This window comes from Streptomyces sp. NPDC030245 (assembly GCF_055572995.1).
This window is the reverse complement of record NZ_JBVICF010000003.1, coordinates 307944-321653: the sequence shown is the minus strand read 5'-3', so window position 1 is coordinate 321653 and position 13710 is coordinate 307944. Positions and strand designations below refer to the sequence as shown.

Annotated in this window: 12 protein-coding genes; 5 read left to right on the top strand and 7 right to left on the bottom strand. The window is 72.5% G+C overall.

Translation table 11 applies throughout. The features are described from left to right. Positions 1-18: 18 nt before the first annotated feature. Positions 19-1548: a helix-turn-helix domain-containing protein gene (locus tag ACZ4Z4_RS09970; RefSeq protein ID WP_468324773.1), complete on the top strand. Its 1530-nt coding sequence runs from the start codon at positions 19-21 to the stop codon at positions 1546-1548. A 73-nt stretch (positions 1549-1621) separates the two neighbouring features. Here the strand turns inward: ACZ4Z4_RS09970 and ACZ4Z4_RS09965 are convergent, their stop codons facing one another. The 4 genes from ACZ4Z4_RS09965 to ACZ4Z4_RS09950 form a co-directional block, all read right to left on the bottom strand. Then, positions 1622-2656 (bottom strand): hypothetical protein, encoded by a 1035-nt coding sequence (locus tag ACZ4Z4_RS09965; RefSeq protein ID WP_468324770.1) that lies wholly within the window; start codon positions 2654-2656, stop codon positions 1622-1624. Between the two features lie 86 nt (positions 2657-2742). Further along, entirely contained in the window at positions 2743-3450 is a 708-nt protein-coding gene (locus ACZ4Z4_RS09960; protein ID WP_468324768.1) for a hypothetical protein, read from the bottom strand. A gap of 147 nt (positions 3451-3597) precedes the next feature. Further along, the gene (locus ACZ4Z4_RS09955) at positions 3598-3999 is read right to left on the bottom strand and encodes a RidA family protein (protein WP_468324765.1); all 402 of its coding nucleotides are present in this window, start codon (positions 3997-3999) and stop codon (positions 3598-3600) included. Next, positions 3996-5252, bottom strand: a complete 1257-nt coding sequence (locus tag ACZ4Z4_RS09950; protein ID WP_468324762.1) for an acyl-CoA dehydrogenase family protein — start codon at positions 5250-5252, stop codon at positions 3996-3998. Before ACZ4Z4_RS09950 ends, ACZ4Z4_RS09955 begins: the two co-directional genes overlap by 4 nt. Positions 5253-5360: 108 nt before the next feature. Between ACZ4Z4_RS09950 and ACZ4Z4_RS09945 the strand changes: the two genes are divergently transcribed. The 3 genes from ACZ4Z4_RS09945 to ACZ4Z4_RS09935 all read left to right on the top strand — a co-directional run bounded on the left by ACZ4Z4_RS09945 (position 5361) and on the right by ACZ4Z4_RS09935 (position 8472). Further along, positions 5361-7010 carry an AMP-binding protein gene (locus ACZ4Z4_RS09945; protein ID WP_468324759.1) on the top strand — a complete coding sequence of 550 codons (1650 nt, stop codon included), beginning with the start codon at positions 5361-5363 and terminating at the stop codon, positions 7008-7010. A 9-nt stretch (positions 7011-7019) separates the two neighbouring features. Further along, positions 7020-7835, top strand: a complete 816-nt coding sequence (locus tag ACZ4Z4_RS09940) for a PaaX family transcriptional regulator (protein ID WP_468324756.1) — start codon at positions 7020-7022, stop codon at positions 7833-7835. Positions 7836-7908: 73 nt separating this feature from the next. Then, positions 7909-8472 (top strand): HutD/Ves family protein, encoded by a 564-nt coding sequence (locus tag ACZ4Z4_RS09935; RefSeq protein ID WP_468324753.1) that lies wholly within the window; start codon positions 7909-7911, stop codon positions 8470-8472. A 9-nt stretch (positions 8473-8481) separates the two neighbouring features. Here the strand turns inward: ACZ4Z4_RS09935 and ACZ4Z4_RS09930 are convergent, their stop codons facing one another. Both ACZ4Z4_RS09930 and ACZ4Z4_RS09925 read right to left on the bottom strand, forming a co-directional pair. Next, complete coding sequence (locus tag ACZ4Z4_RS09930; protein WP_468324750.1) at positions 8482-10785, bottom strand: bifunctional salicylyl-CoA 5-hydroxylase/oxidoreductase; 2304 nt, start codon at positions 10783-10785, stop codon at positions 8482-8484. Continuing rightward, complete coding sequence (locus ACZ4Z4_RS09925) at positions 10770-11597, bottom strand: enoyl-CoA hydratase family protein (RefSeq protein WP_468324748.1); 828 nt, start codon at positions 11595-11597, stop codon at positions 10770-10772. The genes ACZ4Z4_RS09930 and ACZ4Z4_RS09925 overlap by 16 nt, the downstream gene beginning before the upstream one ends. 226 nt (positions 11598-11823) lie before the next feature. On the opposite strand from ACZ4Z4_RS09925, the gene ACZ4Z4_RS09920 reads away from it, so the two are divergent. Continuing rightward, entirely contained in the window at positions 11824-12273 is a 450-nt protein-coding gene (locus tag ACZ4Z4_RS09920) for an ATP-binding protein (RefSeq protein WP_468325750.1), read from the top strand. Here the strand turns inward: ACZ4Z4_RS09920 and ACZ4Z4_RS09915 are convergent. Beyond that, positions 12236-13693, bottom strand: coding sequence for an amino acid permease (locus ACZ4Z4_RS09915; protein ID WP_468324745.1), 1458 nt, complete (start codon positions 13691-13693; stop codon positions 12236-12238). The genes ACZ4Z4_RS09920 and ACZ4Z4_RS09915 overlap by 38 nt on opposite strands. Between the last annotated feature and the right edge of the window lie 17 nt (positions 13694-13710).

Here is a 13710-nt window from a genome sequence, read left to right as displayed (position 1 = left end):
TGAGATAGCCTGCGACTCATGGCAGACGACTACCTCGTACGCATCGGCAAGCTCATCCGTGACGCCCGGCAGCACCGGGGCTGGACACAGACGCAGCTCGCCGAGGCGCTCTCCACCAGCCAGAGCGCCGTGAACCGCATCGAGCGGGGCAACCAGAACATCAGCCTTGAGATGATCGCCCGAATCGGCGAGGCTCTCGACAGTGAAATCGTCTCGCTCGGGTACGCGGGCCCCATGCATCTGCGAGTCGTCGGCGGCCGCCGGCTCTCCGGCTCCATCGACGTCAAGACGAGCAAGAACGCGTGCGTGGCGCTGCTCTGCGCGTCCCTCCTCAACAAGGGCCGCACGGTGCTGCGCCGCGTCGCCCGCATCGAGGAGGTGTACCGCCTCCTGGAGGTGCTCAACTCCATCGGCGTGCGCACCCGTTGGATCAACGACGGCGTCGACCTGGAGATCGTGCCGCCCGCCACGCTGGAGATGGACGCCATCGACGCGGAGGCGGCGCGCCGCACCCGCTCGATCATCATGTTCCTCGGCCCGCTGCTGCACCGCATGGACCACTTCAAGCTGCCCTACGCGGGCGGCTGCGACCTCGGCACCCGCACGATCGAGCCACACATGATCGCGCTGCGCCGGTTCGGCCTGGACATCGCGGCGACCGAGGGGCTGTACCACGCCGAGGTGGCGCGCGACGTCTCCCCCGACCGCCCCATCGTCCTCACCGAGCGCGGGGACACCGTCACCGAGAACGCCCTGCTCGCCGCCGCGCGCAGCGCCGGCACGACGGTGATCCGCAACGCCTCGTCGAACTACATGGTCCAGGACCTCTGCTTCTTCCTGGAGGCGCTGGGCGTCGAGGTCGAGGGCATCGGCACGACCACGCTGACCGTGCACGGCGTGCCCACCATCGACGTCGACGTCGACTACTGCCCCTCCGAGGACCCGGTCGAGGCGATGAGCCTGCTGGCGGCCGCCGTCGTCACGGAGTCCGAGCTGACGGTGCGCCGGGTGCCGATCGAGTTCCTGGAGATCGAGCTCGCGGTTCTGGAGGAGATGGGCCTCGACCACGACCGGTCGGCGGAGTACGCGGCGGACAACGGCCGCACCCGCCTCATCGATCTCACCGTGCGCCCCTCCAAGCTGGAAGCGCCCATCGACAAGATCCACCCGATGCCGTTCCCCGGCCTGAACATCGACAACGTCCCCTTCTTCGCGGCCATCGCGGCGGCGGCGCAGGGCAAGACGCTGATCCACGACTGGGTCTACGACAACCGGGCGATCTACCTCACGGACCTCAACCGCCTCGGCGGCCGCCTCCAACTCCTCGACCCGCACCGGGTCCTGGTCGAAGGCCCCACCCGCTGGCGCGCCGCCGAAATGATGTGCCCACCGGCGCTGCGCCCCGCAGTGGTCGTCCTGCTCGCCATGATGGCGGCGGAGGGCACCTCGGTCCTGCGCAACGTGTACGTGATCAACCGCGGTTACGAGGACCTGGCGGAGCGGCTGAACTCGGTGGGGGCGCAGATCGAGACGTTCCGGGACATCTGACCGACGGGTGCCGCCGCACTCCTCCGGCCCGCACGGGCGCGGATTCCACGGAGGGTGCGGCGGCTCGCCGGTCTCACCGCTGTCTCTTCGACCAGTACGCGGCCCGCACCTGTCCCTCCGCGAAGTCCTCGCGGGGCAGGCGCAGGCCGAGGGACGTCTCCAAGGCGTGGAAGTACAGCTGGAAGGTGCTGGTCAGTTCGGGGTGGTCGAGCTCGGCGCGGCGCAGGGCGCGGTTGAGGAATTCCAGCTCGCCGCCCCGCCGATAGGGAGCGCGGCCGCGCTCGTACCAGATCAGCTCCATCACGCCCCCGTCGTCGACACGGCGGCCGTCCCGCATGTAGTCGAAGGTGTAGATCGCCTTCGCGGAGGTGGCGGTCAGCCACACGCTCTCCTTGACGCCGAGCGCTTCGTACGCCTCCATGCCCATGAAGGAGCCAGGCGGCGTGTCGTGGTGCAGCAGGAAGGTCCACCCGCCCGCCTGCCCGAAACAGCAGCTCTCCCACTGGCGGTCCCAGTGGGCCCGGCCGCCGTCCACGGCCCGGAGGTCCCGCAGGCGCGTACCGGCCGAGACCTGTGCGGGGTCGGCCCCGAACACCAGGGCCAGCCGCTCGGCATCGATGCTGTGTCCGGGCGCCGCGCGGAAGAAGGCGAGCTTGGTGTACGGGTCCTGTTCGCGCCAGGACTCGGCTATCCAGGCGAGACCCTCCAACGGGTCGCGTCCGCACGCCTCGACCGTCCCCGTGCCGTCCAGAGCGCCGCTGCGAAACCGTCTGCCCCACACCGGATCGATCTGCTCCAGCGCGTCGGCCACCTCCTCGATGGCGCCACCGCGCCCGCGTATCGCGGACTCGGCGATCAGATACAGCACCTGGTCGAGGTCGCGGACGTCGAAGGCGTCCTGGGTGAGAGCGTGCCGTCCGTGCACCGTGCCGTCCTCGTCCAGCAGCAGGCACAGGCCGGGGTCCTCCGTCTCCTCCGCGCGGTCGAGACACTCGTCCAGTTCGTCGTCCGAGAGTGCCACGGGTGGCAGCTCGACCCCCGCGAGCAGGGGGTGTCGCGCGGCCGTCCGCTGCCACGCCTCCGCGAGTCTCCGCTCGGTGATCTCCATGGCGGCAATATAGGAGGGGGCACTGACAATCGGCCGTGCCGATGCCGGTGCCCCCGACCGTGTGAGCGTGGATCTCTGCTGAGCGGCTACTGCCCCGACGCCGCCACTTCCTTGAGGTCCACCGTCTCGTCCTTGGCCGGCGTCTTCGGGCGGACCGGCTTGTCGTAGTCGCCGAACGTCGCGTCGTTCGGGGTGTCGCCGCCCTTGACGGAGATGCGCAGGATGTACGGCTTGCCCTCCGTGGCGACGTACAGCGTGTTCGTCTCGCCGCCGGAGCCCTTCTTCGTCAGGGCGATGGCCTCCTTGCCGTCGACGGTCGTCGTGTCGCCCTTCTTCATGCCCTTGCGTTCGGACTTGTCCTCGTCCATCGAGGCGACCAGGCCCTGCTTGTCGCAGAGGCCGGCGGTGGAGGCGTCGTCGGCGGGCATCTTGACCCACTTGTCGGCGACCTTGGACACCGCCTTCTGCGCGCCGGGCTGGGACTTGAGCGTGGCCTTCCAGTACTGCTCGTTGCCGCGCAGGTACAGCGTCCCGTCCGTGTGCCGCACCTCGGCCTTCGAGCCCTCGGTGCCGATCGTCCCCTCGCAGTTCTTCGCCTGGTCGACCGCGATGTCCAGGCTCACCGGCTTGCCGTCCTGCCGCATGTCGCCCTTGATGCGCATGGAGTCGGCGCCCTTGGTGGCCTTCACCGCCTTGGCGGCGATCTTGTCGGCGCTGTCCCCGGCGAACGGCTTGTCCGACTCACCTCCGTCGTCGCCGCAGCTCGTCAGCAGCGCCGTCGACAGCACGGTCACTCCGATGACACCCGTAACCCTTCTCGAACGCACGTGGTCATCCCTCCCGCGGAACACTCGGACGTTCCGTCATCCGCGGCCCCGGTGGCCGCGGTCGTCGTCGAGTACCCGCGGAATTCGCGTGCTCACCCGGAATGCGGCATTCGCTCAGTCGAGCACGGCCACCCCGTCCAGCTCCACCAGCGCGGAGTCGTCCCACAGGCGCACGGCGCCCACCACCGCCATCGCCGGGTAGTCGCGGCCCGCCAACCGGTGCCAGACGCGGCCGAGTTCGGGGGCGTGGGCGCGGTAGTCGGCGACGTCCGTGGCGTAGACGGTGACGCGGGCGAGGTCGGCGGGGGTGCCGCCCACGTGGCGCAGGGCCGTGAGGAGGTTCGTCAGGGCTTTCTCGAACTGCTCGGGCAGGGTCGTTCCGGTGACCTCGCCCTCGCTGTCCAGCGCGGTCTGGCCCGCGAGGAAGACCAGGCGGGAGCCGGTCGCGGTGACGGCGTGCGAGAAGCCCTTGGGCGGGGAGAGTTCGGCGGGGTTGACGCGGTGCAGGCTGCTCATGCGGGCGGCTCCTGTGCGGGGGTGGAGGCGGGGTGCGGCAGGTCGGCGGCGTACAGCTCCTTCGCGATGATCGTGCGCTGGACCTCGCTCGCCCCCTCGTAGATGCGGGGCGCGCGCACCTCGCGGTAGAGGTGCTCCAGCAGGTGTCCGCGGCGCAGCGCGCGGGCCCCGTGCAGCTGGACGGCCGCGTCGATCACGTACTGGGCGGTCTCCGTGGCGATGAGTTTCGCCATCGCGGCGCGTCGGGCGATGCCGGGCGCCTGCGGCCCTTCCCGGTCGTACGCCGCCGCTGCCGCGTACACCATCAGGCGGGCCGCCTCCGTGCGCGTGGCCATCTCGGCGACCTGGTGGGCGACAGCTTGGAGCTCCTTCAACGGGCCGCCGAACGCGGTCCGTTCGGCGGTGTGGGCCAGCGTGGCGTCGAGCGCGGCCTGCGCCATGCCGACCGCGAACGCGCCGACGCTCGGCCGGAACCGGTTGAGCGTGGTCATCGCGACCCGGAAGCCGCGGTCCACCTCGCCGAGCACGTCGTCCGCGGTGACCCGCACGCCGTCGAAGGCGAGGGCGCCGATCGGGTGCGGGGAGAGCATGTCGAGGGGGGTGCCGGCGAGGCCGGGGCGGTCGGCGGGGACCAGGAAGGCGGTGACGCCGCGGGCGCCCGCGCCGGGGGACGTACGGGCGAAGACGGTGTAGAAGTCGGCTTCGGGGGCGTTCGAGATCCAGCACTTCTCGCCGGTGAGGCGCCAGCCGCCGGAGCGGTCGGGGGTCGCGGCGAGGTTCAGGGCCGCCGCGTCGGAGCCGGCGTCCGGCTCGGAGAGCGCGAAGGCCGCGATGGCGTGGCCGCGGCGGACCTGCGGCAGCCACTGTTCCCGCTGGGCGGGGGTGCCGTGGGTGTGGACGGGGTGGGCGCCGAGGCCTTGCAGGGCGAAGGCGGTTTCCGCCTCTGTGCAGGCGTAGGCGAGGGATTCTCGGGTGAGGCAGAGGTCGAGTGTGCGGGACGCTTCGCTGGGGGGGCCGGTTTGTTTCTGCGGGCCGGAGGGGGCTGGGCGCGCAGTTCCCCGCGCCCCTGGGGGAGCTCCACCCCCCTCGAACAGCGCGTCGAGCAGGCCGAGTTCGCCCAGCGCCCTCACTAGTGGGCGGTTCACGTGGCCCGGCTCGCCCTTCTCCGCCAAGGGGCGCAGCCGCTCGGCGGCGAGGGTGCGGAGCTCCGCGCAGCGGGCGGTTTGTGCGGGATCGAGCGAGAATGCCGTCATCCGGTCCTCTCCTTTATCGCGCACCGTTGACTGTCGTCACCGTCACGATACGCTCATGGAGCGAGCCCACCACAGCGCCCGACCGGCAGGCAAGGGGGCAGAGCCGCCATGGAACCCACCGGCAATCCGGCCGATCCGGGGCTGACACCGTCCGGCCACGTCGACACGTTCACCCGGGACCACCTTCCGCCGCGCGAGCGGTGGCCCGCGCTGGTCCACGACCGTCCCGAGCTGCGCTACCCCGCCCGTCTCAACTGCGGCGCGGAGCTCGTGGACCACACCGCCGAGCGGTGCGGCGACGGGCGCCCCGCCTTCCACACCGCGTCCGGCGACACCTGGACGTACGGTCTGCTGCGGCAGCACGTCGACCGGATCGCGCACGTCCTGAGCGACGAGCTCGGCGTGCGGCCCGGTCAGCGTGTCCTGCTGCGCGGGCCCACCACACCGTGGCTGGCGGCCTGCTGGCTCGCCGTGATGAAGGCGGGCGCGGTCGCCGTGACCGTCCTCGCCCAGCAGCGCGCGCAGGAGCTCGCCACCATGTGCGGCATCGCCGAGGTGCGGCACGCGCTCTGCGACGTGCGGTCGGTGGACGACCTGATCAAGGCCGGGGTGCCGGGGCTGAGCGTCACCACGTACGGCGGAGAGGGCCCCGACGACCTCATCGCGCGCGCCGCCCGGCAGCCGACGGTCTACGAGGCGGTCGACACGGCCGCCGACGACGTCGCGCTCATCGCGTTCACCTCCGGCACGACGGGGCGGCCCAAGGGGTGCATGCACTTCCACCGCGACGTGCTCGCCATCGCCGACACCTTCGCGCGGCACATCCTCAAGCCGGTGCCCGACGACGTCTTCGCGGGCAGCCCGCCGCTCGGCTTCACCTTCGGGCTCGGCGGTCTCGTCATCTTCCCGCTGCGCTTCGGCGCGTCGTCCGTCCTGCTCGAACAGGCCGGCCCCAAGCAGCTGCTGCCCGCCGTCGGACGGCACGGGATCTCGGTGCTCTTCACCGCCCCGACCGCGTACCGCACGATGCTGGACCAGCTCGACGGGCAGGACCTCTCTTCGCTGCGCCGCTGCGTCTCGGCCGGGGAGAACCTGCCCGCGGCCACCTGGCAGGCCTGGCACCTGCGCACCGGCCACCGCATCATCAACGGCATCGGCGCGACGGAGCTGCTGCACATCTTCATCTCCGCCGCCGACGACGACATCAGGCCCGGCACGACGGGACGCCCCGTGCCGGGGTGGCAGGCGCGCGTGGTCGACGATTCCGGTGCCCCGGTGCCGGACGGCGAGCCCGGACTGCTCGCCGTGCGCGGCCCGGTGGGCTGCCGGTACCTCGCCGACGACCGCCAGCTCCAGTACGTACGGCACGGCTGGAACATCACCGGCGACACCTACGTCCGCGACGCCGACGGCTACTTCCGCTATGTCGCCCGCGCCGACGACATGATCATCTCGGCGGGGTACAACGTCGCGGGCCCCGAGGTCGAGGAGGCCCTGCTCCGCCACCCCGACGTCGCCGAGACCGCGGTCGTGGGGCGCCCCGACGAGCGGCGCGGCCAGGTCGTCGTGGCCCACGTGGTCCTGCGCGCAGGGGCGACGCCCGACGCCGACCGGCTGCGCGAGTTCGTCAAGGGAGAGCTCGTGCCGTACAAGTGCCCGCGCGAGATCGTCTTCCTGGACGCCCTGCCGAGGACGGCGACGGGGAAGCTCCAGCGGTTCCGGCTGCGCGCCGGGCCGCCGGCGGAACCGGGCCCGTAGAGTGATCACGTGTCCGAGCAGCACACCCCACGGTCCCTGATCGTCACCTTCTACGGCGCCTACGGCCGGGCCGCACCCGGCCCCGTCCCGGTGGCCGAGCTGGTGCGCCTCCTCGCGCCGGTCGGCGTGGACGCGCCGTCGGTGCGGTCGTCGGTGTCCCGGCTCAAGCGGCGCGGCCTGCTGGTGCCCGCGCGCACGGCGGCGGGCGCCGCGGGCTACGCGCTCTCGCCCGACGCGCGCCAGCTCCTGGAGGACGGCGACCGCCGCATCTACGGCACCGAGGCCGCGCGGCGGGGTGGCGGCTGGGTCCTCGCCGTCTTCTCCGTGCCCGAGGTGGAGCGCCAGAAGCGGCACGTGCTGCGCTCCCGCCTCGCGGGCCTCGGCTTCGGCACGGCGGCGCCGGGCGTCTGGATCGCCCCCGCGCACCTCTACGAGGAGACCCGGCACACCCTGGAGCGGCTCCAACTCTCCCCGTACGTCGACCTGTTCCGCGGCGAGCACCTGGGCTTCGCGCCGACGGCGGAGGCGGTCGCCCGCTGGTGGGACCTCTCGTCCCTGGCCAAACAGCACGAGGCGTTCCTGGACCGCCACGAGCCGGTGCTGCGCTCCTGGGAGACCCGCAAGGGCGCTCCCCCGCCGCCCGAGGAGGCGTACCGCGATTATCTCCTCGCTCTCGACTCCTGGCGCCAACTCCCCTACGCGGACCCGGGCCTGCCCGCCGACCTGCGCCCCGCGGACTGGCCGGGGGACCGCTCCGCCGCGGTCTTCGCGGCGCTGGACGGCTGGCTGCGGGAGGCCGGGGCGCTGTTCGTGCGTTCCGCATAGGGTTCATGCGCCGCGCATAGGCTGACCCCCGGATTCGGTGATCATGTGTCGGCTGTCGGAGCGGAGGCGGCGGGTGGGCGAGGACGTGTTGCGCTGGAGCGGGTACCGCGTCGTGCCGTGGAAGAACGGCGGCGGTACGACCAGGGAGGTCGCGGAGGGCGCCGACTGGCGGGTGAGCGTCGCGGACGTGGCCGGGGACGGCCCCTTCTCGGTGTTTCCCGGGACCGACCGCGTGATCACCCCGGTCGAGGGCGACGGCATGCTGCTGACCGTGGGCGGGGCCGCACCGCGGCAGGTCGAGCCGCTGTGCCCCTTCGTCTTTCCCGGTGACGCGGCGACGGACTGCCGGCTGGTGGCGGGCGCGGTGCGCAATCTGAACGTCATGACCCGCAGGGGCCGCGCGACGGCCGAGGTGCGGATCGTCGGCGTCACGGCCGCAGGGGAGGCGGCGACGGTGTGCGCGGCGGGCCAGGTCCTGCTGGTCGTGGCCGTCACGGAAGGCGTCGCCGTCGGTGGACAGGACGGGCCGGGGAATCCGCTCGGCCGCCTCGACTGCGTACGCCGGGACGGCCCCGGAGCGCTGGCGCTGCGCGGTGACGGCACGGTGGCCGAGGTCAGGATCACCGCGCCGCACTGAGGCGGGCACTCAGCCGTCCAGCGTCAGCCTCGGTTTCGGCACGTCCGTGCGTCCCGTCCGGGGCCGCCGGCTGCCCGCGCGGTACTGCACGGGCCAGCTCACGCCCGGCCCCGCGTAGCCCTGTTCGGCGGCGGCGTGCAGGGTCCAGTGCGGGTCGTAGAGGTGCGGGCGGGCGAGGGCGCAGAGGTCCGCGCGGCCCGCGAGGAGCAGGGAGTTGACGTCGTCCCAGGAGGAGACGGCGCCGACCGTGATCACCGGGATGCCGGTGCGGTTGCGGATGCGGTCGGCGTACGGCGTCTGGTAGGAGCGGCCGAAGTCGGGGCGCTCGTCGGAGACGACCTGGCCCGTCGACACGTCGATCGCGTCGGCCCCGTGCGCCGCGAACGCGCGGGCGATCTCGACGGCGTCGGCCGCCGTGGTGCCGCCGTCGGCCCAGTCGGTGGCGGAGATGCGGACCGTCATGGGCCTGCCGTCCGGCCACACCTCCCGTACGGCGTCGAAGACTTCGAGGGGGAAGCGGAGACGGGCCGCCAGTGGACCGCCGTACGCGTCCGTGCGGTGGTTGGTGAGCGGGGAGAGGAAGCCGGAGAGCAGATAGCCGTGGGCACAGTGCAGTTCGAGGAGGTCGAAGCCGGCGTGGGCGGCGCGCCGGGCCGCCGTGACGAACTGTTCGCGGATCTCGGTCAGTCCGGCGCGGGAGAGTTCGCGGGGGGTCTGGCTGCCCGGCTTGTACGGGAGCGGTGAGGCGGCGTCGAGCGGCCAGTTGCCGTCGGGCAGCGGCTCGTCGATGCCTTCCCACATGAGGCGCGTGGAGCCTTTGCGGCCCGAGTGGCCGAGCTGGACGCCGATCGCCGTGCCGGGCGCCTGCGTGTGCACGAAGTCGGTGACGCGGCGCCAGGCTTCGGCCTGTTCGGCGGTGTAGAGGCCGGCGCAGCCCGGCGTGATGCGGCCGCGCTCGCTGACGCACACCATCTCGGTCATGACCAGGCCCGCGCCGCCGAGGGCCCGCGCGCCCAGGTGCACCAGGTGGAAGTCGCCGGGGACGCCGTCCACGGCGGAGTACATGTCCATCGGGGAGACGACGACGCGGTTGCGCAGGGTCAGGTCGCGCAGCCGGAAGGGCGTGAACATCGGCGGGGTGCCTTCGGGGCAGCCGAAGTCGCGCTCGACGGCGCGGGTGAACTCCGCGTCGCGCAGCCGCAGGTTGTCGTGGGTGACGCGGCGGCTGCGGGTGAGGAGGTTGAACGCGAACTGCCGGGGTGGCTGGTCCAGGTGGTCCGGCAGCCGCTCGAACCACTCCAGGCTGGCGCGGGCCGCCCGCTGTGTGGAGGCGACGACGGGGCGGCGTTCGCTCTCGTACGCCGTGAGGGCGCTCGGGATGTCGGGCTGTTCCCGGAGGCAGGCGGCGAGGGCGAGGGCGTCCTCGACGGCGAGCTTGGTGCCGGAGCCGATGGAGAAGTGGGCGGTGTGTGCGGCGTCGCCAAGGAGCACCGTGTTGCCGTGGGACCAGCGGTCGTTGACGACGGTGCGGAAGTTGATCCAGGTGGAATTGTTGCCGCGCAGCGGGCGGCCGCCGAGGGCGTCGGCGAAGATCTTGGCGCAGCGTTCGGTGGACTCGTGCTCGTCGAGCTCCGCGAAGCCCGCGGCCTCCCAGACCTCCTCGCGCATCTCGACGATGACGGTGGAGGCGTCGGGGTCGCGGGAGTACGGATAGCCGTGCAGCTGCATGACGCCGTGCTCGGTCTCGGCGATCTCGAACCGGAACGCGTCGAAGGCGAAGTCCGCGGCCAGCCAGATGTAGCGGCAGCGGTGCGTCGTGAGGCTCGGCCGGAAGATGTCGGCGTGTGCCTCGCGGGTGAGGCTGTGCACGCCGTCCGCGGCGATCACCAGGTCGTACGCCGTGGACAGCTCGGCGGCGGGCGGCGCCCCGGTGCGGAAGCGGAGCTCGACGCCGAGGCCGCGGCAGCGCTCGTGCAGGATCTCCAGGAGCCTGCGGCGGCCGAGCGCCGCGAAGCCGTGGCCGCCGGAGGTGTGGCGTCGGTCGCGGTGCACGATGTCGATGTCGTCCCAGCGCACGAACTCGGCCCGCAGGGCCGCGTACACGGCGGGGTCGGCGTGCTCGATGCCGCCGAGGGTCTCGTCGGAGAGCACGACGCCGAAGCCGAAGGTGTCGTCGGGCGCGTTGCGCTCCCAGACGGTCACCTCGCGGCCGGGGTCGAGCCGCTTGAGCAGCGCAGCGGCGTAGAGCCCGCCGGGGCCGCCGCCGATGACGGCGATGCGGTGCGCGGTGGCCACGGTCACCGCCCCTGCCACTTCGGCGGGCGCTTCTCCGTGAAGGCCGCGTGGAACTCGGCGTAGTCCTCGCCGTTCATGAGGAGGGCCTGCGTGGCCGCGTCCAGTTCGACGGAGGCGGCGAGCGGCATGTCCAGCTCGGCGGTGAGCAGCGCCTTCGTCTGGGCGTGGGCGAGGGCGGGGCCGTCGGCGAGGCGGCGTGCCAGGGCCCGCGCGGCCTCGGGGGCCCTGCCTTCCTCCGTCAACTCGCTGATGAGGCCGAGCCGTTCGGCCTCGGGGGCGCGCACCGGTTCGCCCAGCATGAGGAGGCGGGTGGCGTGGCCGAGGCCGACGACGCGCGGCAGCAGGTAGGCGGCGCCCATGTCGCCGCCGGAGAGGCCGACCCGGGTGAAGAGGAAGGAGAAGCGGGCGGAGGGGTCCGCGACGCGGAAGTCCGCGGCGAGGGCGAGGACCGCGCCGGCGCCCGCCGCCACCCCGTGCACGGCGGCGATCACCGGGAAGGGGCACTCGCGGATCGCCCGGACGACCTGGCCGGTCATGCGGTTGAAGTCGAGGAGCTGGGCCGTGTCCATGGCGAGCGTGGCGCCGATGATCTCGTCGACGTCGCCGCCCGAGCAGAAGCCGCGGCCCTCGCCGCCGAGGACGAGGGCGCGCACGGACTTGTCGCGGGAGAGCTCGGCGAGCAAGTCGCGCAGGTCGGCGTAGGCGCCGAAGGTGAGGGCGTTGAGCTTGTCGGGGCGGGCGAGGGTGACCGTGGCGACCCCTTCGTCGACGGCGAGTCGCAGGTGCCGCCAGTCGGGGGTGCGGGTCGCGGAGCCGGTGAAGGGACTCATCAGGTGCGGCCTCCTCGGCCTGAGGACTGGCTGAGCGGGCTGGCTGAGTGCGCGGGCTACTCATGAAGCTATCACCCTTCTCTGACCGTCGTCACGAGTGCGCGATACGCCGACGCCACCACACCGGGGACGGCGCAGGTCGTACGTCCCGGGAACGCCCGACCGTCGACCCTGCCGCCGTAGCGCTTAGGATTCGTACGGTTGAAAGCAGGACCGCTTGCTTGCCCTGAACGGACCCGCCTTGCACGAGCTCCCCTCCCCCGCCTCCTGGCGCATCGCCCTGCCGCACACCGCGGCGGCCGTGCCGGTCGCGCGCGCCCTGGTCCGTACGGCGCTCAACGACATCGAGACGTCCGCCGACACCGACACCGCCGAGCTCCTCACCGCGGAGCTGGTCGCGAACGCCGTCGAGCACACCGCCGGGCAGGACCCCATAGAGCTGGTGATCGAGCTCCTGCCGACCGGCTGCCAGGTCGAGGTGCACGACTCCAACCCGCTGCCGCCCGGCGACCTCTGTGCCCCCGAGCCGCCCGGCGAGCCGGACCCCTGGCAGGAGCACGGGCGCGGCCTGCTCCTGATCCGCACCCTCAGCTCGTCCTGCGGCCACCGCCCCACCGCGTCCGGCAAGGCGGTCTGGTTCACCCTTCCCGCTGCTCCCCCGCGGCCCCGGCACTGACGGGGGCCTCGCCCCGGCCGAGGCGCGAGTGGCCGCGGCCATAGAGCGCGTAGACCAACGCCCCGACAGCGAGGAACACGGCGAACTGGAGCCACGTCGTCCAGCCCGTGCCCCAGATCAGATAGAGGCAGAAGCCCACGCCGAGGACCGGGCTGAGGGGGTACAGCGGGACGCGGAAGGTGCGGCGCAGGGCCGGGGCCGAGCGGCGCAGCGCGAGGACCGCGATGTTCACCACGGCCATGACGGTCAGGGTGCCGATGGTGGTCAGGTTGACGACGACGTCGAGCGACGAGAACGCGGCGGGCACGGCGACGACCGCCGCGACGATCCACGTGTTGGCGACCGGTGTCGCCGTCCGCGGCGAGACGCGTTCGAAGACGCGCGGCATGAGGCCGTCGCGGGACATCGACATCAGGATGCGGGTCTGGCCGTACATGACGGCGAGCACCACGGAGGCGATGGCGACGACCGCGCCGAAGGCGATGACGCCGCCGCCGACGGTCGAGTCGGTGACCTGGTCGACGACGAGCGAGAGGGCGGCGGGCTTGTCCGCGACGGCGTCGGAGCCGAGCGCGCCGATGGCCGCGAGCGCCACGGCGACGTAGAGCAGGGTGACGACGCCGATGCAGATCAGGATGGCGAGGGGGATGTTGCGCCGCGGGTTCTTCACCTCCTCGCCGGCCGTGGTGACCGCGTCGAAGCCGATGAAGGAGAAGAAGGCGAGCGAGGCGCCCGCGGTGATGCCGGAGACGCCCGCGCCCGCGAAGGGCGTGAGGTTGCCGTCCTCGAACGCGGTGAACGCGACGGCCAGGAAGAGCAGCAGGATGCCGATCTTCAGCACCGCCATGGCCGCGGTGGCGCCGGCGCTCTCGCGGATGCCGCGCACCAGGAGGACGGCGGCGAGCAGGATGACGACGACGGCCGGCAGGTTCAGCACGCCGCCCTCACCGGGTCCGGCGGAGAGCGCGGCGGGCAGCTGCCGGCCGGTGAGGCTGTGCAGCAGCTGGTTCAGGTACTGGCTCCAGCCGACCGCGACGGCGGAGACCGAGACGCCGTACTCCAGGAGCAGGCACCAGCCGACGAGGAACGCGGTGCGCTCACCCAGTGAGGCGTACGCGAAGGAGTACGAGCTGCCGGAGACCGGGATCGCGCCGCCCAGCTCCGCGAACGAGAACGCGGTGAAGATGCAGGTCACGGCGGCGAGGACATAGGAGACGGCGACGGCGGGGCCGGCCTCGGCGACCGAGTCGGAGAGGCCGACGAAGATGCCGGTGCCGACGATCGCGCCGACGCCGAAGCAGACGAGCTGGAAGAGCCCCATGGTGCGCCTGAGGCCGTGGCCTTCGAGGTCCGCCCCCGATTCGGCGACGAGCTGGTCGGGGGACTTGATGCGAAGCCCATTGGTGCGGGTGGGGCTCATGGGGTGGTTCTCGTTTC